Raw genomic sequence first — 18,161 nt, 5'->3', positions numbered from 1 at the left:
ACCATGCAACAAAAAACGATCACCACGGACGTCCTCGACATTGCCTATCGCGAATACGGCGCACCTGACGGCTGGCCCTGCATCCTGGGCCACGGCTTTCCCTATGACGTGAACGCCTATGCCGAGACCGCGCCGATCATTGCCGAGGCCGGCGCGCGCGTGCTGGTGCCCTGGCTGCGCGGCTACGGACCGACGCGGTTTCGCTCCCCGGATACGCCGCGCTCCGGCGAGCAGGCGGCGCTCGGCGCCGATCTGCTGGCCTTCATGGACGCGCTTCGTATCGAGCGCGCCGTCGTCGGCGGCTACGACTGGGGCGGGCGCGCGGCCTGCGTGGTCTCGGCGCTCTATCCGGAGCGCGTGATCGCCCTCGTTTCCGGCAATTCCTACAACATCCAGAACATCGCCCGTTCCATGGAGCCGGCCTCGCCGCCGGAGGAAGCCGCGCTCTGGTATCAATATCTCTTTCACAACGAGCGCGGACGCCGCGCGCTGGAGCGCACCCGGCGTGGCTTTGCCCGCCAGCTCTGGGCGATGTGGTCACCGAAATGGGCGTTCGACGACACGACGTTCGAGCAGAGCGCGGTGTCGTTCGACAATCCTGACTTCGTCGACGTCGTGATCCACTCCTACCGCCACCGCTACGCGCTGGTCGCGGGCGATCCTGCTTATGCCGCGATCGAGGCGAAGCTCGCAGACCAGCCGCCGATCCGCGTCCCGACGATTGCGATCGACGGCGACAGCGACGGCGTCAATCCCGGCACCGCCCATCACGCCAGCAAGTTCGAGGGTCCATTCGAGCGGCGTGTCTTCACCGATGCCGGTCATAATCTGCCGCAGGAGCGGCCGGCCGAATGGGCGCAGGCGGTGGTCGAGGTCCGGAAAGCGGCCTCATAAAGCTCGTTTCTCGTCCGGCCGGCTGGCTTGTCTGCCGTCCCTCCGATTTTTCCTGATCCTGGGAACCTTTTGCGATTGCAGCCGTCCAAGCTGAGGAGCCGCTTCTGTATGCGGCTCGTTGCAGGGGAGGATCTCGATGAAGTCACAAGTGCGCAAGCTGGAACGTGTCGCGGTGGCGCAGGCGCCGGTCGAACGGCCTGACAGGCTCGAGGTCGAGCAGGCGATCCGCACCATGATCCGCTGGGCCGGCGACGATCCCGCGCGCGATGGTCTGCGTGAGACGCCGGACCGGGTCTCACGCGCCTTTGAGGAGTATTTTTCCGGCTATGCGCAGGACCCGACGGAAATCCTGCAAAAGACCTTCGAGGAGATCGAAGGCTATGACGAGATGATCGTCCTGCGCGGCGTTCGCTTCGAGAGCCATTGCGAGCACCACATGGCGCCGATCGTCGGCCGCGCCTGGGTCGCCTATATCCCGCAGGGCCGTGTCGTCGGCATCAGCAAGCTTGCGCGCGTGGTGGACATCTACGCCAAGCGCCTCCAGATCCAGGAGAAGATGACCGCGCAGATCGCCAATACCATCAACGACGTGCTCAAGCCTGAAGGCGTCGGCGTCATCATCAAGGCGACGCATCACTGCATGACCACGCGCGGCGCGCACAAGCCCGGGACCGATCTCGTCACCAGCCGCATGCTGGGTGTGTTCCGCGACAATGCGCTGACGCGCCAGGAACTGTTGGGGCTCGCCAATTCGGACGATTGACCCGCGGCTGCTCAAGGAGACGGCGCCATGACCGAGAACAACAAGCCGAGCCGACCCGACCTGAGCAAAGGCGTGTCGCTGACCGCGTTCAGGGATGGCAAACTGCTCGGTCATGTCGGCGAGGAAGACGTCCTGCTGGTGCAGGCCGGCAGCGAGATCTTTGCGATCGAGCCGGCCTGCAGCCATTACCACGGGCCGCTCGCCGAGGGCCTGGTGGTGGGCGTTACCATCCGCTGTCCCTGGCATCATGCCTGCTTCTCCTTGCGCACCGGCGAAGCCACCCGCCCGCCGGCGCTGAACGCGCTGGCGGTGTGGGAGGTCGCGCGCGATCGGGACAACGTCATCGTTCAGCGCAAGCGCGAGGCGCCGAAGCCGTCGATCGCTCATCGCAACGCGCCGACGCCGGAGAAATTCGTCATCGTCGGCGGCGGTGCAGCCGGCTTCGCGGCCGCCGAGACGCTCCGGCGCGAGGGCTTTGCCGGCGCCATCACCATGCTCAGCGATGACGGCGCGATGCCGGTCGACCGGCCCAACCTCTCCAAGGATTATCTCGCGGGCAGCGCACCGGAGGATTGGCTGCCGCTGCGGGGCGAGGACTATTATCAGGACGCGGGCATCGATCTCAGGCTCAACACCGGCGTCTCCGCCATAGATGCGAAGACGCGCAACGTCACGCTCGGCAATGGCGACAGGCTTCCGTTCGACCGGCTGCTGCTCGCGACCGGCGCCGAGCCGGTCAAACTGCAGATCCCGGGCGCCGACCAGCCGCATGTCCACACCTTGCGCTCCGTCGCCGACAGCCGCGCCATCATCAAGGCAGCGGGGAGTGCCAGGCGCGCTTTGGTCATCGGCGCCAGTTTCATCGGCCTCGAAGTCGCGGCGTCCCTGCGGGCGCGCAAGATCGAGGTGCACGTCGTCGCGCCGGAAGAGCGGCCGATGCAGAAGGTGCTCGGCTCGGAGATGGGCGACTTCGTCCGGTCGCTCCATGAAGAGAACGGCGTGATCTTTCACCTCAAGGACACGGTCGAAAAGCTCGACGGCACCCGCGCCACGCTAAAGAGCGGAGCTGTCATCGAAGCCGACCTCGTCGTGGTCGGCATCGGCGTCAAGCCGCGCCTTGCGCTGGCCGAGCACGCCGGCCTTGCAGCGGATCGCGGTGTCAGCGTGAGCGAATATCTCGAAACCAGTGTCGCCGGCATTTTCGCGGCCGGCGACATCGCGCGCTGGCCCGATCCGCATTCCCGGCAAACCATCCGTGTCGAACATTGGGTCGTTGCCGAACGCCAGGGCCAGACCGCGGCGCGCAACATGCTCGGCAAGCGCGAGCGCTTCGACGCGGTGCCGTTCTTCTGGTCGCAACACTACGACGTGCCGATCAACTATGTCGGCCACGCCGAGAGCTTTGACGAGATCGCGATCGACGGCAGCATCGGAGGCAAGGACTGCCTGTTGAAGTACCGCAAGGACGGCCGCGTGCTGGCGGTTGCGTCGATCTACCGCGATCTCGACAACCTCAAGGCCGAGCTAGAGATGGAGCGGTCCCGCGGCTGATGCGCCGCAGTCGATCTTGATTTGCGTCAATGTTACTGCCGGTACGGGTGTTCTGCTGGCTGTCGTCCCGGCACGGTGCGTGCTATTCTGGCGCGTGCCCCCGGGCTACGCAAGCAGGAGTGGCCGTCATGACCAGTGCTTCGGACACGTCACATCACCCAAGTCTCGGCTCCGGCATCGCGGCGCTGCATGCCAAATGGGGCTGGATCGTCGCGCTCGGCGTCGTCTATCTCATCGCCGGCTTCATTGCACTCGGCAGCATGGTGATGGCGACGGTGGCGAGCGTCATCGTGGTCGGCGCCATGATGATCGTCGCGGGCGTCACCGAGATCATCGGCGCGTTCCAGATGAAGAGCTGGGGCAAGTTCCTGATCTGGGCCCTGCTCGGCGTGCTCTACGTGATCGCGGGCTTCCTGACCTTCGAGAATCCGCTGTTCGCGGCGGTCCTGCTGACGTTGTTTCTCGGCGCCTCGCTGATCGCCTCGGGCGCCGTCAGGCTGTTTCTCGCCTTCAGCATGAAGCGCGAGAGCCCGTGGGTCTGGGTGGCGCTGTCGGCCGTCATCACGCTGCTGCTTGGCCTGCTGATCGTCGCACGCTGGCCGGTGAACAGCGTCTACATCCTCGGTCTGTTCCTCGGCATCGATCTGATCATGGCGGGAGCAGGCTGGATCAGCCTGGGCTTCAGCCTGAAGCGGCGCGGCTAAGCCATCAGCAACTCGACGCAAGACCATCTTGCGGAACTCCGCTGATCTGACGCGCTGGCAAAAAGCAGCACGCCGCGCGGCCGCCTCGCGCGGACGATGAGCACTGGGGAGAAACCATGAAAGCCGCCTTGGCCCTGGCCGCAGCGCTCGCTGCCGCCTGCCTGTCCACATCCGTCTCCGCGCAAAAATCCTACGGTCCCGGCGTCAGCGACACCGAGATCAAGATCGGCAACACCATGCCCTATAGCGGGCCGGCGTCGCCGCTCAGCATCACGGGCAGGGTCATCGCGGCCTATTTCGACGAGGTCAACGAGAAGGGCGGCGTTGCCGGCCGCAAGCTCAATTTGATCTCGCTGGACGACGCGTTCTCGCCGCCCAAGACCATGGAGGCGGCGCGGCGGCTGGTCGAAGGTGACGGCGTCGCCTTCATCTTCGCCACCATGGGCACGGCGCCAAGCTCGGCGATCGCAAAATATCTCAACAGCAACAAGGTGCCGCAGCTGTTCCTGATCAGCTCGGCCTCGAAGTGGAACGATCCGGCCAACATGCCCTGGTCGATGGCGCTGCCCTGGGCGCCGAACTACACCAGCGAGGCTGCGATCGACGTCGCCTATGCCCGCGCCAAGAACCCGAATGCGCGCTTCGCCGTGCTCTATCAGAACGACGATGCCGGCAAGGAATACTTGCGCGGCGTCAAGGAGGCGCTCGGCGCTGACGCCGACAAGGCGATCGCGATGGCCTCGAGCTTCGAGGTCGCCGATCCCACCGTCGATTCCCAGGTGCTGACCCTGGCGAACACCAAGGCCGACGTCTTCATGATCTATTCGGTGACGCCGCGCGCCTGCGCGCAGGCGATCCGCAAGGCCCACGAGGTCGGCTGGCAGCCGACGCGCTTCCTCGCTAGCGGCTGCGCCAACAAGGCGACCGTGATGGTCCCTGCGGGCCTCGAGGCCGGCAAAGGCGTGCTCTCGCTCGGCGCGCTCAAGCCGTTCGTCGAAGCGCCGAAGAACGACCCGGCGATGACGGCCTATATCGATTTCATGAAGAAGCGCCTGCCCAATGCCGACGTCAACAACGTCGCCGGCCTCTACGGCTACACCGTCGCCGAGGCGCTGGTGGTGCTGCTGAAGCAGTGCAAGGACAATCTGACGCGCGAGAACATCATGGCGCAGGCGGCGAACCTGAGGAGCGTGCCGTTGTCGCTGCTGATGCCCGGCATCACGCTGAACACCACCCCGCAGGATTTCCGCCCGATCAAGGATGGCTATATGCTGCAGTTCGACGGCAACGACTGGGTGGTCGCGAGCGAACTCTTGAAGGGGACGTGAGGGCAGGGCTCTCTCCGCGATCTCGGAATCGTAGGGTGGGCAAAGGCGCACTTGCGCCGTGCCCACGACCTGCTCAATACGGAAACAGGAACGTGGGCACGCTTCCGCCTTCGCTCTTCGAGCTACGGCGGATGCTTTGCCCACCCTACGGGACCGACGCGAGCGTCGGCGAGCGGAGGATTGAAAATGGACTTCCAACACTCCTCACGTTCGCTGGAGCTCCAGGAGCGCGTCCGGCAGTTCATGCGGACGCATGTCGAGCCGGTCGAGGAGCTCTATTACGAGCAGGTCAAGCCGGAGGCCGCGCGCTACAGGACGCCGCCTGTGCTGCAGGAGCTGAAGCGGCTGGCGCGGGAGCAGGGGCTCTGGAACCTGTTCTTGTCGGGCGAGCACGGCCCGGGTCTGACCAATCTCGACTATGCGCCGGTGAAGGAGATCATGGGCCGCATCCTCTGGGCGCCCGAAATCTTCAACTGCTCGGCGCCCGATGTCGGCAACATGGAGGTGCTCGCGAATTACGGCACGCCTGCACAGCAGGAGCGCTGGCTGAAGCCGCTGCTGGAGGGGCGCATCCGCTCGGGTTTCTCGATGACCGAGCCGCAGGTCGCCTCCAGCGATGCCACCAACATCCAGTGCGCCATCAAGCGCGACGGGGACGATTACGTCATCAACGGCCGCAAATGGTTCACATCGGGCGCGATGAACGAGGACTGCGAGATCCTGATCGTGATGGGCAAGACCGCACCCGACGATCCCGACCGCCACCGCCAGCAATCCATGATCCTGGTGCCCAGGAACACGCCGGGCGTGCGCATCGTCCGCGATATGCTCACCTATGGCTATGACGACGCCCCTAGCGGCCATCCCGAGATCGTCTACGAGAACGTCCGCGTGCCCGCGGAGAACATCCTGCTCGGCGAGGGCCGCGGCTTCGAGATCGCGCAGGGACGGCTCGGCCCCGGCCGCATCCATCATTGCATGCGGCTGATCGGCTGCGCCCAGCGTGCGCTCGAATTGATGTGCCAGCGATCAGTCTCCCGCGTGGCCTTCGGCAGGCCGATCGCCGAGCAGGGCTCGGTGCGCGAGGACATCGCAAACTCGTTCTGCGAGATCGCGCAGGCGCGGCTCCTGACGCTGCAAGCTGCCGACAAGATGGACCGCGAAGGCAACAAGGCCGCGCGCGACCTGATCGCCGCGGCCAAGATCGTGGTGCCCAGCATGGCCGCCCGCGTCATCGACCGCGCCATCCAGATCCACGGCGCCGCCGGCGTCTCGCAGGATACGTTCCTGGCGCGTGCCTATGTCTACGCCCGCTTCATCCGCATCGGCGACGGGCCGGACCAGGTGCATCTGGCCGCTGTCGGCAAGGAGCTGATCAAGCGCGGCGGGGTGATGGGATAGAGCACCAGCGCTTGATTCGTTGATGTGCGGCTTCGCGCTATTTTCAAGCGCGGCGGCGAGGCAAACTAGCCGCGTCTTCCTCGCGCTTCGTGATGGCGGAGTGCGTCGACGATCACCTTGAATGCAGCCGAGTTCTGCCGCGAGGTCGGATAATAGATATAGTAGCCGTCGAATTTCGGCGACCAGTCGTCGAGCACGATGACGAGCTCACCGGAACGGACGTGCCGTGTCACCATGTCCTCGGGGACATAGGCGATGCCGAAACCTTTGATGGCGGCGTCGATCATCGCTCGGGAATCGTTGAAGGTCAGTTGTCCCTCGACGCGTACCCGCAGGTCGGGACCGTTCCTGGCGAACTCCCACACGTAATGGCCGCCGGCGGCCGCGCGCCGCTTGATGCAGACGTGCTTCAGCAGGTCTTGCGGATGTCTTGGTTTCGGATGCTCCTTCAGATAGGCAGGCGAGGCGACCGCGACGAGCCGCCAGTCCGGACCGATGCGCACCGCGATCATGTCCTTCTCGACGCTTTCGCCGAGGCGGATGCCCGCATCGAAACCGTCTTCGACGATGTTGCGGAAGGCGGTGTCGAGGCTGAACTCGACCTTGAGGTCGGGGTATTTTTCCAAGACGGGCGACAGCTTCGGCCAGACGACCGTGTCCAGCGCATGGTCCGAGAGCGTGATCCGGATCGTGCCCGACGGCTTGTCACGCAGCGACATCAGCGCGGCGATATCGCGCTCGATCTCTTCGATGCGCGGCGCAACTGATTTTTGAAGGCGCTCGCCCGCCTCGGTCAGGCCGACGCTTCGGGTCGTGCGCGTGAGCAGCCGCAGCCCCATCTGCGATTCCAGGCGCTTGATCGTATGGCTGAGCGTCGATTGCACCACGCCCAGTTTCGCGGCGGCCTTCGTGAAGCTGCGCTCGCGGGCGACGGCCACGAAAGCCAGCAAATCGTTGAAATCCTGGCTTGCCATGGCCGCCACTATTCATGGCCCGTATCGATTAATGCAAGCAAATTATATCGGCTAATCGACCGCCGCCCGGGACCCTAGATGTTGTCGTAAACGCGCAGGCTGGGGCTTCGTACCCCGCAGCCGCGTGGATCGCGGTCTTCGCGCTGTTGCTTGGTGTCTCGACGCGATGCGCCGCTTGTGTGTCGGCGAGTCCGGCTTTGTGACTCGAAGGAGAAAAGCAATGAAAGCGACGATCCTCTACGGACCCGGCGATGTCCGTTACGAAACCGTCGACGATCCCAAAATCGTCCACCCGACCGACGCCATCATCAAGCTGTCGGCGACGTGCATCTGCGGCTCCGATCTCTGGCCATATCGCGGCCTGCAGCCGAGTGACGGCCCCGCGCATATGGGTCACGAATATTGCGGCGTGGTCGTCGAGATCGGCAGTGCGGTGCGGACCGTCAGGCCCGGCCAGTTCGTCGTCGGCTCGTTCTGCCTGTCGGACAATACTTGCCCGCATTGCAAGTTCGGCTTTCAATCGTCGTGCGAAAAGCGCGAGTTCATGTCGGGCGCGCAGGCGCCTTACGCCCGTGTCCCCCTTGCGGATGGTACGCTCGTCGCGACCAGGGAGGTGCCGGGCAGCGATCTCATCCCGCATCTGCTCGCGACCTCCGACGTGCTCGGGACCGGCTGGTACGCGGCCGACGCTGCGAATGTGAAGCAGGGCTCCGTGGTCGCGGTGGTCGGTGACGGCGCGGTCGGCCTCATGGGCGTGCTTGCGGCGAAAGAGATGGGCGCCTCGCGCATCATCGCCATGAGCCGCCACAAGACGCGGCAGGATCTGGCCAAAGCGTTCGGCGCGACCGATATCGTCGTGGAGCGCGGCGCAGAAGGCATCGCGCGCGTCAAGGACCTGACCCGGGGCGTCGGCGCCGATTCGGTGCTCGAATGCGTCGGTACGCAGGAAGCGATGTCGCAGGCCCTCGAATGCGCGCGTCCCGGCGGCAGTATCGGCTATGTCGGTGTTCCCCATGGTGTGACTTTCGACGGCCAGGCCCTGTTCTTCGGCCAGCGGCGCATGATGGGCGGTCCTGCCCCGGTGCGGCGGTTCTTGCCCGATCTCATGGACCGCGTCCTCAATGGACGCATACAGCCGGGCAGGGTGTTCGATCTCACGCTGCCGATCGATCAGGTCGCCGAGGGCTACAAGGCGATGGACCAGCGCCGCGCGATCAAGACGCTGCTGACGGTGTGACCGCGGAGCAGGGTGATGTCTGTCGGGAGCGGCTTTTGCAGGCTCCCGATCGGCAGCCCGACGAGTCCAAAAGGAGATCGACATGAACATTTCATTCGAAGGCAAGGTCGCCTTGGTGACCGGCGCAGCTTCCGGTCTCGGCCTCGCGGCGGCGAAAGCTTTTGCGGAATCGGGGGCGTCTGTCGCACTCGCGGACTGGAACGAGAATGCGGCGCGCACTGCCGCCGACGAACTCAATGCTCGAGGTCACAAGGCGATCGGCATCCGTTGCAATGTGGCCGATGATGCCGAGGTCGAAACCATGGTCTCAAGGACGGTCGAGACTTTCGGTCGGCTCGATGCCGCCTACAACAACGCCGGCGTCCAGAACGTGCTCGCGGAGACAGCCGATACCACTCGCGAGGATTATGAACGTGTCATGGGGATCAATCTGCAGGGCGTATGGAGCTGCATGAAGTTCGAATTGCAGCAGATGCGCAAGCAGGGCAGCGGCGCCATCGTCAATTGTTCGTCTCTCGGCGGCCTCGTCGGTGGTGCGGAACGCGGGATCTATCACGCCGCCAAGCATGGTATCCTTGGGTTCACCAAGAGCGCGGCGCTCGAATATGGAACGCGTGGCATCCGCGTCAATGCCATTTGCCCGGGATTGATATGGACGCCGATGGTGGACCAGATGGTGGCCGACGGGCAAGGCGATGCGCTCAAGGCCATGGAAAAGAGCATTCCAATGGGGCGGGTCGGACGCCCCGAGGAAATCGCAAATGCGGTTCTGTGGCTATGCAGCGATGCTGCGAGCTATGTGACCGGCCAGTCCATCTCGGTGGACGGCGGCTTCGTCATGCGTTGATCCACATGTCGAGCCGCAGAGTGCGTCAGATTGCGGGCCGAAGCGGTTTGAACGCGGCGCGTAGCTCCGCGGAAAAAAGCTCGGGCTGCTCCCAGGCCGCAAAATGACCGCCTTTGTCGACCTCATGGAAGTAGGTGAGGTTGCGATAGGCGCGCCGGGCCCACGTCTCCGGGGCTTGATAGCTCTCGCCGGGAAAGACGGTGATGGCCACCGGGAGCGAGATCTCCGCGGTCTTCTCGGGGGCGGCGAGAGCGGGACTGCGCCCGCTGTATTCCCAGTAAAGTCGCGCCGATGAAACCGCGCTGTTTGTCAGCCAGTAGAGCGTGATGTCGTCCAGTACCTCGTCGCGGGACTTCTCGGGGTCGGTGCCATCGTAATTCCAATGCGAGAAGCCTGGATGACCGAGCATCCAGGCCGCCAGTCCCACGGGAGAATCCGTCAAGCCGTAGCCGATCGTCTGCGGCCTTGTTCCCATCATCACCGCATACGATCGGTTGCCCATCCTGGCCGCCGCGCTGAATGCGTCAAACGCCGTGCGTTCCTTCTCGGACAGTCCCGCCGGGGCAGACCCGCCGGCGGCGAGGATCGCGGCGATCTCGGGCGGCACGATCGCCGGCAAGTTGATGTGAATGCCGAGCAGGCCTGCCGGCGCCAGTCGCGCCATCGCGCTGGAGACCGGCGAACCCCAGTCGCCGCCCTGGGCGACGTAATGGGTGTAACCCAGTCGCTTCATGAGTTCTGCCCAGATGCGCGCGGTGTGCTCGGGACCCCAGCCGGTATCGAGCGGCTTGCCTGAGAATCCGTAGCCAGGCATCGAGGGGATCACCACGTCGAACGCGTCTTCAGGCCGCCCGCCATGGGCCGTTGGATCCGTGAGCGGATCGATCACCTTGAGCTGCTCGAAAACCGATCCCGGCCAGCCGTGGGTGATGATGACAGGGAGCGCATTGGGGTGCCTGGAGCGCACGTGAATGAAATGAATGTCGATCCCGTCGATAGCGGTGATGAATTGCGGAAGCCCGTTCATCCTGGCTTCGATCTTCCGCCAGTCGTACGCCGTCCCCCAATAGTGCATCAGCGGCTGGAGCTTCGCCAAGGGGATCCCCTGCGACTGATCGGAAACCGTCTCGCGGTCAGGCCATCGTGTCGCCAGCACACGACGTCGAAGCTCGACGAGATCGGCCTCGGGGACATCGATCCGGAAGGGGCGAATTGCGCTCTCGCCGGCAGCCGATGCTTTGTGCGCGGGAAACACGCTCGCGGAAATCGCTGCTGCAATTCCAAGCACGGCGGTGCTCAGAAGCGCGCGCCGATCTCTGTCAATGATGATCCCGGAATCGGATGACGAATTGGATGATACGGGCATGGGATGGCCTCCTGGCTTCGGGCGATCGGTGCCTGCGGGGCAGGACAGTCCTTCGTCTGTCCCTGCAACATGGCCTGGAAGCTCGCCAATGGCTCGTTAGGCGTTGTTAAATGCTGTGAGCTGTCGCGAACGCTCGGCGTGGCGAAGCGAGACAAGCTCAGCATGGCTGTCCATGTCCGCTCACAAGGGCAGGGCGGACCGGGATAACGGCGGCAGCCGGCGGTAGCGGCGCTGGGAACCATCCCAGTCGTATTACGTTTCTGTTAGTTGTGGAGGCCCCTCATGAGTAACGAGTGGAATAGCCACCGCACCTCAGTCGTCCTTTTCGCTGCTGCGGTGATCGTCGCAATACTCGCGGCGTTCGTCACGACGCTTGATCGGGTCGACACAAGGACGGCGAGCAACGAGACGCCGCCTGGTACGATGGGCCTCGCAAGGCCGCATCCGCCACTGGACCGAGCACCAGGCCAGCCGATACTCGGCAACAATGAATTGCCGCATAGCGCGCCTGCCCGATGATCGAATTGTCCCTTGTACGGGCAGCTCGCGCGGCGGAGACGCACCATGGACCGCTCGCTATTTCTCGCCAGGCTGATGGGGCCAACATTTGTCGCGGTCGCGCTCGGCATACTGATCAACCTCGGCATGTACCAAAGCATGATCGTGGAGGCGCTCCACACGGGCATCCTGTTCTATCTGTCCGGCTTGCTGTCGTTGCTTGCGGGCCTCGCGATCATCAATCTGCACAATAGATGGCAGGCGGACTGGCGCTCGATCATCACAGCAATGGGCTGGCTGATGACCCTCGGCGGCATCATGCGTATCGTCTTGCCGCAGGTCGCGGTGGCGATCGGTTCGACCGTCTACAGCGGCCGGGCCGCTACCGTCGTGGTAGCGCTGATAACTGGCGCCATAGGTGCTTTCCTCAGCTTCAATGGTTACGTCCGGCGCGCCTGAGGGCGCGGCGAACGGGACGCCCCCCGAGTGGGGCGACTAGGATCCCGAGCAGACCGCCATCGCCATGATGACATCATGCCGGTGTCTTGCCCGACGAGTCAATTCTATTTCGTAAAATCAGAATGATTTCGCACGGCAGCTAAGCCATTGATTCAGCTGCCCTGGCTACTGTGCATGGGGTTGTTTTTCAGTTTTTTGTCGGAGCGACCTCATCGAAGGCCCTGCAGCGGTGGACGCGCCGTTATCCCGCCTTGGCGATGCGGCCGTCCGCCGACCCCGCGCGCAGGTTTTGGAAGAACTTCTCAACCTCGCGCGACAGCGTCTCTGCGGTCTCGGTCAGGCTGCCCGCCGCCGTCAACACCGAGGATGCGGCGGTATCGGTCTCGCCGATGGCGTCTCGCAGCGAGGTGATGTTGGCGACCAGCGTCTCGTTGCCTTGTGCGGCGCTTTGCGCGTTGGACGAGATCTCGCGCGTCGCCTGGTCCTGCTGACCGATGGCGCCGGCGATTGCGGAAGTGACCTCGTTGATCTCGCGCACCGCGCCGCCGATCTCGCGCACGGCGTCGACCGCGTTGCGGGTCGAGGCCTGGATCATCGAGACGTTCTCGCTGATCTCGGCGGTGGCCTTGGCGGTCTGGCCCGCGAGCGCTTTCACTTCATGAGCGACCACGGCAAAGCCGCGGCCGGCGTCGCCGGCGCGGGCGGCCTCGATGGTCGCGTTCAGCGCCAGCAGGTTGGTCTGCTCGGCGATTGCCTGGATCAGATTGAGCACGCCGTCGATGCGCTGCGTGGCCGCGGCGAGGCTCTCGATCTCGGAGATCGATTTCTCGGTGCGCTGGCCGGTCTGCTCGACCGCGCCGGCGCTCTGCCGCACCTGGCGGCCGATCTCCACCACCGAGGCCGACAGCTCCTCGGCCGCGCCCGCCACCGCCGTGACGTTGTGCGAGGCCTGCTCGGTGGCGTTGGCCGCCGTGCCGGCGCGGCTAGAGGCATCCGCGGTGACGCGCGTGATGGTCTGCGCGGTCTCGCGCATGACCGAGGCGTTGTCGCTGAGGCCGCGCATGATGGCGCCGATCGCGCCGCGGAACTCCTCGACGGATTGTTCGATGTGACGCGCGCGCTCCTCGCGCGCCGCAGAGCCCTGCGAGACCTGCGAGGCGAGGTTGCGGTTGCGGCCCATGGCCTCCTGGAAGACCTGGATCGCGCGCGCCAGCGCGCCGATCTCGTCGGCGCGGTCGGAGTGCGGCACCACGACATTCTCGGTGCCGTCGGCGACCTGCTTGATGGTCGCGGTGATCGCGGCGAGCGGCCGGGCGACCGAGCGGGCGATGATGACGATGCCGATCACGACCAGGGCCAGCGCCACGCCGCCGAGGCAGGTCAGCACGAAGGACAATTCGCGATTGGTCTCGGTCTGCTGCGCGATCTGCTTGGCGCGCTCGGCATAGACCTTGGACAGCGCTTCGAGATCCTTGTTCAGCGCCGAGCGCACGGTCCGGTTGGCGTCGTTGTCGCCCCATTCGCGGCCCGCGGCCGCATTGATCTCGACGCCGCGGCGCACCAGCTCCTTGCGGAACTCGACGAACTGCTCGATGCGCTTCTTGAAGGTGGCGAACTGCTCGGCATCGTCGGCTTTGACGATGGTCTCCCAGCGCTTCACGACATCGAGGATCTGGGCGTTGAACTTGAGCAGGCCCTCGCCGTATTTCTTCACCACGGCGGGCTCGGTCGACATGTAGACGCCGCGCGACTCCATCACGACTGCATAGACCAGCGAGTTGACGCGCTCGACGTTCAGCGCGGCGGCGTTCGCCGTCTCGATCGCGCTGGTCAGGTCGGCGCCGCGGCGGCTGTTGTAATCGGACAGCATCGCGATCGCCGCCGTCAGCAACGCGAACAGCGCGAAGATCGCATAAAGCTTGGTGGCAAGCGTGAAACGGCCGGCCAGCTTGGCGGCATTCCCAGATTCGTCTGATGTCATGGTTTTCGGGGGCCCGGAATGGCCTGCAGCGGCCGGTGAACGGGATCGTGTAGAATTGATGCAAAACTATGCAGAACGAAAATGGATGCGGCGTTAACACGGCCGTTGGCTGCCTCCGTCCTTGGTCGTAGGAAAGGCAAGTTATTTCAGCGTCTTGATCCGAAGGTAGAGTTTCAGGATAGTCTCAGGTCGGCCACCGGCCGACGCACCCCGGAGCGACCCTTGGTCTACCGCCATACCATCGACGCCACGACCCACACCTTCGCGGACCTGCGCGACCTCCTTGCCAGGGCGACGCCGCCGCGCTCTGGCGACCGGCTGGCCGGGATCGCCGCCGACACTGCCGAGCAGATGATCGCGGCGCGGATGGCGCTCGCCGACGTCCCGCTCGGCCAATTCCTGCAGGAAGCGGTCATCCCCTACGAGGCCGACGAGGTCACCCGCCTCGTCATCGACAGCCATGACGCGAAGGCCTTCGCGCCAGTGGCGTCCCTGACGGTCGGCGGCTTCCGCGACTGGCTGCTGTCGGATGCGGCGACGCCGGATGTCCTGCGCAAGCTGGCGGGCGGCATCACGCCGGAGATGGCAGCTGCAGTGTCGAAGCTGATGCGCAATCAGGATCTGATTCTGGCGGCGCGGAAATGCGAGGTCACCACCGCCTTCCGCAACACTATCGGCCTGAAAGGGCGGATGAGCACGCGGCTGCAGCCCAACCATCCCTTCGACGATGCCAGGGGCATCACCGCCTCAATCCTCGACGGCATCCTGCTGGGCGCCGGGGATGCCTGCATCGGAATTAATCCCGCGAGCGACGATCCGGCCGTCATCGCGCAATTGCTGCGGCTGCTCGACGAGATCATCACGCGGCTGAAGATCCCGACGCAAGCTTGCGTGCTGACCCATGTCACGACGACGCTGGCGCTGATCGGGCAGGGCGTGCCGGTCGACCTCGTCTTCCAGTCGGTCGCCGGCACCGAGGCCGCCAACCGCAGTTTTGGAGTCGACCTTGCGCTTCTGAAGGAGGCGCAGCAGGCCGGGTTGTCGCAGGGGCGCGGCACGGTCGGGCAGAACGTGATGTATTTCGAGACCGGCCAGGGCTCGGCGCTGTCGGCGGGCGTCCATCACGGCGTCGACCAGCAGACCTGCGAGGCGCGCGCCTATGCGGTCGCCCGCGCCTTTGCCCCGTTGCTGGTCAACAGCGTGGTCGGCTTCATCGGCCCGGAATATCTCTACGACGGCAAGGAAATCATCCGGGCGGGACTGGAGGATCATTTCTGCGGCAAATTGCTCGGCCTGCCGCTCGGGATCGACATCTGCTACACCAACCATGCCGAGGCGGATCAGGACGACATGGACAATCTGCTGACGCTGCTCGCCGCCGCCGGCGTCACCTTCATCATGGGCGTGCCCGGCGCCGACGACGTCATGTTGAACTACCAGTCGACGTCTTTTCACGACGCGCTCTATGTCCGTGACGTCTTCGGTCTGCGCCGCGCGCCGGAATTCGACGACTGGCTGGCGCAGGCAGGGATTACGGGCGCCGATTTCCGTCTTGCCGGCGATGCAGGCCTGCTGCCCGATTTTGCCTCGCGGCTGATCGCCTGAGGCCGGAAGCTCCCTAAGGCCTTCAGGAAACCATTGGTCCCTCTCCGAATTATGCTTGTGCCACAATATTGAGAAATTCCGGCGGCAGCGTTACGCTATGTGTCTGGCTGGCAATTTCCGCACCATCAGTCGTGGCGGGGGAGCTTAGATGCGAGCTGAAAGTAACGGAACGTCCCGGCGGATTCTCTGTGTGTTTCCGCGCTACACCTCGTCGTTCGGGACATTCGAGCATTCCTATCCCCTGACCGATGGTGTCCGTGCCTTCATGCCGCCGCAGGGGTTGTTGCTGATCTCGGCCTATCTGCCGCCGGATTGGCAGGTCAAATTCGTCGACGAGAACCTGCGTCGCACGACCAGGGAAGAGTTCGAGTGGGCGGAAGCGGTCTTCGTCAGCGGCATGCACATCCAGCGCCAGCAGATGAACGACATTTGCCGCCGCGCTCATGAATTCAATTTGCCGGTCGCGCTCGGCGGTCCCTCCGTCAGCGCCTGCCCCGACTATTATCCGTCCTTCGACTATCTCCATGTCGGTGAGCTCGGCGATGCCACCAACCAGCTGATCGAGATCCTGTCGCGCGACGCCTCGCGTCCCGAGGCCCAGGTGGTGCTGACCACCAAAGACCGCGTGCCGATGACGGAGTTTCCGATCCCGGCCTACGAGCTTGCCGACGTGAAGAAATACTTCCTCGGCAGCATCCAGTATTCCAGCGGCTGTCCCTATCAGTGCGAGTTCTGCGATATCCCTGGTCTCTATGGCCGCAACCCGCGCCTCAAGTCGCCGGAGCAGATCATCGCCGAGCTCGACCGCCTGCGCGAATGCGGCATGACCGACACGGTCTATTTCGTCGACGACAATTTCATCGGCAATCGCAAGGCGGCGATGGACCTGCTGCCGCATCTGATCGAATGGCAGAAGCGGACCGGCTACGTGGTACGGCTCGCCTGCGAGGCGACGCTCAACATCGCCAAGCGGCCCGAAATCCTCGAGAAGATGCGCGAGGCCTATTTCATCACCATCTTCTGCGGCATCGAGACGCCCGATCCCGACGCGCTGAAGGCGATGCAGAAGGACCACAACATGATGGTCCCGATCCTGGAGGGCGTGCGCACCATCAACTCCTACGGCATGGAGGTGGTGTCAGGCATCATCATGGGGCTCGACACCGACAAGCCGAATACGTCCGAGGCGCTGCTCGGCTTCGTCGAGGAGTCCCGGATTCCGCTGCTGACGATCAACCTGCTTCAGGCGCTGCCGAAGACGCCGCTGTGGGACCGGCTGGAGCGCGAGGGGCGCCTGATCGAGGACGACGGCCGCGATTCCAACGTCGACTTCCTGCTGCCCTATGATGACGTCGTCGCGTCCTGGAAGCACGCCATGGCGGTCGCGTATGCGCCCGAGAAGGTCTACGCGCGCTTCCAGTATCAATGCGACCACGTTTATGTTCACCGCCTCAAGGTGCCGACCCCGGACGAGATGAAGACCTGGGCCAACATCAGGCGTGGCCTCGTCATGCTGCGCAACATCTTCTGGAAGGTCGGCGTGCTCGGCGACTACAAGCGCGTGTTCTGGAAGTTCGCGCTGGGGCGCATCAAGCGCGGCGATATCGAAGGCCTGATCGGATGCACCCTGATCGCGCACCACCTCATCACCTTTGCGCGCGCGGCCTCCAGCGGCAGGCAGAACGCCTCGAACTATTCGATCCGGCTGCGCGAGGCCGCCGTTCCCGCCGAATGATGCGACATGTCTGATCCGGCCCTGCCGCGCCGTCCGACCCTCGATCTGCGGGCGTTCACGCCCGCGCGCGTGGCGCTCGGCCGCAGCGGCGCGAGCGTGCCGACCAAGGCGCTGCTCGATTTCACGCTCGATCATGCCCGCGCCCGCGATGCCGTGCATGCCGCCTTCGATGCGCCGCGCCTGGCCGCCGATCTCGGCGCGCTGGGTCTTGCCGTCACGGAGGTGAGGAGTCAGGCGCTCGACCGCAAAGACTATCTGCGGCGGCCGGATCTGGGACGACGACTCGACCCCGGCTCGGCCGAGGTCTTGGCACGAGCGGCCTCGGCGCCGTGCCGGCTTGCGCTCGTGATCGGCGACGGCCTGTCCGCGGCGGCGGTCCACGCCCATGCGGTGGCGCTGGTGGGGCGCCTGCTGCCGCTGCTCGCGGAATGGGACGACGTCGCGGTCGGCCATGTCGTCGTCGCCTCAGGCGCGCGCGTCGCGCTCGGCGACGAGATCGGCGCCATTCTCGGCGCGCGCATGGCCCTTATGCTGATCGGTGAGCGGCCGGGCCTGTCCGCGCCCGATAGCCTTGGCGCCTATCTGACCTTTGCCCCGAAGCCCGGCCGCACCGACGCCGAGCGAAATTGCGTGTCCAATATCCACCACGCTGGGTTGAGCTACGACGAGGCCGCCTTCAAGATCGCCTGGCTGGTTCGCGAGGGGCTGGCCCGGCAGGTCACCGGCGTGGCGCTGAAGGACGAGAGCGCGGACCGCGCGCCGCGTCGAATTGGCACATCTTCGCCGGGATGACCTGTGGTCAGGCCCCGAAATCGCCG

General features: G+C 64.8%; 15 protein-coding genes. 12 read left to right on the top strand and 3 right to left on the bottom strand.

Annotation, left to right across the window (positions count from 1 at the left end):
• Positions 1–3: 3 nt before the first annotated feature.
• From GGD61_RS19165 to GGD61_RS19140, 6 genes are all read left to right on the top strand, one after another.
• Positions 4–894 carry an alpha/beta fold hydrolase gene (locus tag GGD61_RS19165; RefSeq protein WP_092256828.1) on the top strand — a complete coding sequence of 297 codons (891 nt, stop codon included), beginning with the start codon at positions 4–6 and terminating at the stop codon, positions 892–894.
• A gap of 136 nt (positions 895–1,030) precedes the next feature.
• Entirely contained in the window at positions 1,031–1,657 is a 627-nt protein-coding gene (gene folE / locus GGD61_RS19160) for a GTP cyclohydrolase I FolE (protein WP_092256823.1), read from the top strand.
• A 27-nt stretch (positions 1,658–1,684) separates the two neighbouring features.
• Positions 1,685–3,208, top strand: a complete 1,524-nt coding sequence (locus GGD61_RS19155; RefSeq protein ID WP_092256819.1) for an FAD-dependent oxidoreductase — start codon at positions 1,685–1,687, stop codon at positions 3,206–3,208.
• Between the two features lie 128 nt (positions 3,209–3,336).
• The gene (locus tag GGD61_RS19150) at positions 3,337–3,912 is read left to right on the top strand and encodes an HdeD family acid-resistance protein (protein WP_026201537.1); all 576 of its coding nucleotides are present in this window, start codon (positions 3,337–3,339) and stop codon (positions 3,910–3,912) included.
• A 116-nt stretch (positions 3,913–4,028) separates the two neighbouring features.
• Positions 4,029–5,240 (top strand): ABC transporter substrate-binding protein, encoded by a 1,212-nt coding sequence (locus GGD61_RS19145; protein WP_183231002.1) that lies wholly within the window; start codon positions 4,029–4,031, stop codon positions 5,238–5,240.
• 186 nt (positions 5,241–5,426) lie between these two features.
• Positions 5,427–6,641 (top strand): acyl-CoA dehydrogenase family protein, encoded by a 1,215-nt coding sequence (locus tag GGD61_RS19140; protein WP_183231001.1) that lies wholly within the window; start codon positions 5,427–5,429, stop codon positions 6,639–6,641.
• A 65-nt stretch (positions 6,642–6,706) separates the two neighbouring features.
• Here the strand turns inward: GGD61_RS19140 and GGD61_RS19135 are convergent, their stop codons facing one another.
• Positions 6,707–7,615, bottom strand: a complete 909-nt coding sequence (locus tag GGD61_RS19135; RefSeq protein WP_179733929.1) for a LysR family transcriptional regulator — start codon at positions 7,613–7,615, stop codon at positions 6,707–6,709.
• Between the two features lie 220 nt (positions 7,616–7,835).
• On the opposite strand from GGD61_RS19135, the gene GGD61_RS19130 reads away from it, so the two are divergent.
• Together GGD61_RS19130 and GGD61_RS19125 are read left to right on the top strand one after the other, a co-directional pair.
• On the top strand, positions 7,836–8,852 hold the full coding sequence (locus GGD61_RS19130) for a zinc-dependent alcohol dehydrogenase family protein (protein WP_183231000.1): 1,017 nt from the start codon (positions 7,836–7,838) through the stop codon (positions 8,850–8,852).
• 82 nt (positions 8,853–8,934) lie between these two features.
• Complete coding sequence (locus tag GGD61_RS19125) at positions 8,935–9,699, top strand: SDR family NAD(P)-dependent oxidoreductase (protein ID WP_092256807.1); 765 nt, start codon at positions 8,935–8,937, stop codon at positions 9,697–9,699.
• A gap of 25 nt (positions 9,700–9,724) precedes the next feature.
• Here the strand turns inward: GGD61_RS19125 and GGD61_RS19120 are convergent, their stop codons facing one another.
• Positions 9,725–11,065, bottom strand: a complete 1,341-nt coding sequence (locus GGD61_RS19120) for an epoxide hydrolase family protein (RefSeq protein ID WP_183230999.1) — start codon at positions 11,063–11,065, stop codon at positions 9,725–9,727.
• Between the two features lie 564 nt (positions 11,066–11,629).
• Here GGD61_RS19120 and GGD61_RS19115 point away from each other — a divergent pair.
• Positions 11,630–12,022 carry a hypothetical protein gene (locus GGD61_RS19115; RefSeq protein ID WP_183230998.1) on the top strand — a complete coding sequence of 131 codons (393 nt, stop codon included), beginning with the start codon at positions 11,630–11,632 and terminating at the stop codon, positions 12,020–12,022.
• A 241-nt stretch (positions 12,023–12,263) separates the two neighbouring features.
• Here GGD61_RS19115 and GGD61_RS19110 read toward each other — a convergent pair whose 3' ends face one another.
• Entirely contained in the window at positions 12,264–14,003 is a 1,740-nt protein-coding gene (locus tag GGD61_RS19110; protein ID WP_183230997.1) for a methyl-accepting chemotaxis protein, read from the bottom strand.
• 222 nt (positions 14,004–14,225) lie between these two features.
• Between GGD61_RS19110 and GGD61_RS19105 the strand changes: the two genes are divergently transcribed.
• From GGD61_RS19105 to eutC, 3 genes are all read left to right on the top strand, one after another.
• Positions 14,226–15,608: an ethanolamine ammonia-lyase subunit EutB gene (locus GGD61_RS19105; RefSeq protein ID WP_183230996.1), complete on the top strand. Its 1,383-nt coding sequence runs from the start codon at positions 14,226–14,228 to the stop codon at positions 15,606–15,608.
• A gap of 148 nt (positions 15,609–15,756) precedes the next feature.
• Positions 15,757–17,343, top strand: coding sequence for a B12-binding domain-containing radical SAM protein (locus GGD61_RS19100; protein WP_183230995.1), 1,587 nt, complete (start codon positions 15,757–15,759; stop codon positions 17,341–17,343).
• Positions 17,344–17,349: 6 nt separating this feature from the next.
• Positions 17,350–18,135 (top strand): ethanolamine ammonia-lyase subunit EutC, encoded by a 786-nt coding sequence (gene eutC / locus GGD61_RS19095; RefSeq protein ID WP_183230994.1) that lies wholly within the window; start codon positions 17,350–17,352, stop codon positions 18,133–18,135.
• The last annotated feature ends 26 nt before the right edge of the window (positions 18,136–18,161 follow it).

Source organism: Bradyrhizobium sp. SBR1B (assembly GCF_014198205.1).
Classification (GTDB): domain Bacteria; phylum Pseudomonadota; class Alphaproteobacteria; order Rhizobiales; family Xanthobacteraceae; genus Bradyrhizobium.
Note: the sequence above shows the minus strand (reverse complement) of the source record. Positions and strands in the feature narration are given on the sequence as shown.

Excerpts from the sequence above, each read along its gene's own strand:
- GGD61_RS19165 (WP_092256828.1), top strand. The coding sequence starts at position 4 with ATGCAACAAAAAACGATCACCACGGACGTCCTCGACATTGCCTATCGC.
- folE (WP_092256823.1), top strand. The coding sequence starts at position 1,031 with ATGAAGTCACAAGTGCGCAAGCTGGAACGTGTCGCGGTGGCGCAGGCG.
- GGD61_RS19155 (WP_092256819.1), top strand. The coding sequence starts at position 1,685 with ATGACCGAGAACAACAAGCCGAGCCGACCCGACCTGAGCAAAGGCGTG.
- GGD61_RS19150 (WP_026201537.1), top strand. The coding sequence starts at position 3,337 with ATGACCAGTGCTTCGGACACGTCACATCACCCAAGTCTCGGCTCCGGC.
- GGD61_RS19145 (WP_183231002.1), top strand. The coding sequence starts at position 4,029 with ATGAAAGCCGCCTTGGCCCTGGCCGCAGCGCTCGCTGCCGCCTGCCTG.
- GGD61_RS19140 (WP_183231001.1), top strand. The coding sequence starts at position 5,427 with ATGGACTTCCAACACTCCTCACGTTCGCTGGAGCTCCAGGAGCGCGTC.
- GGD61_RS19135 (WP_179733929.1), bottom strand. The coding sequence starts at position 7,615 with ATGGCAAGCCAGGATTTCAACGATTTGCTGGCTTTCGTGGCCGTCGCC.
- GGD61_RS19130 (WP_183231000.1), top strand. The coding sequence starts at position 7,836 with ATGAAAGCGACGATCCTCTACGGACCCGGCGATGTCCGTTACGAAACC.
- GGD61_RS19125 (WP_092256807.1), top strand. The coding sequence starts at position 8,935 with ATGAACATTTCATTCGAAGGCAAGGTCGCCTTGGTGACCGGCGCAGCT.
- GGD61_RS19120 (WP_183230999.1), bottom strand. The coding sequence starts at position 11,065 with ATGCCCGTATCATCCAATTCGTCATCCGATTCCGGGATCATCATTGAC.
- GGD61_RS19115 (WP_183230998.1), top strand. The coding sequence starts at position 11,630 with ATGGACCGCTCGCTATTTCTCGCCAGGCTGATGGGGCCAACATTTGTC.
- GGD61_RS19110 (WP_183230997.1), bottom strand. The coding sequence starts at position 14,003 with ATGACATCAGACGAATCTGGGAATGCCGCCAAGCTGGCCGGCCGTTTC.
- GGD61_RS19100 (WP_183230995.1), top strand. The coding sequence starts at position 15,757 with ATGCGAGCTGAAAGTAACGGAACGTCCCGGCGGATTCTCTGTGTGTTT.
- eutC (WP_183230994.1), top strand. The coding sequence starts at position 17,350 with ATGTCTGATCCGGCCCTGCCGCGCCGTCCGACCCTCGATCTGCGGGCG.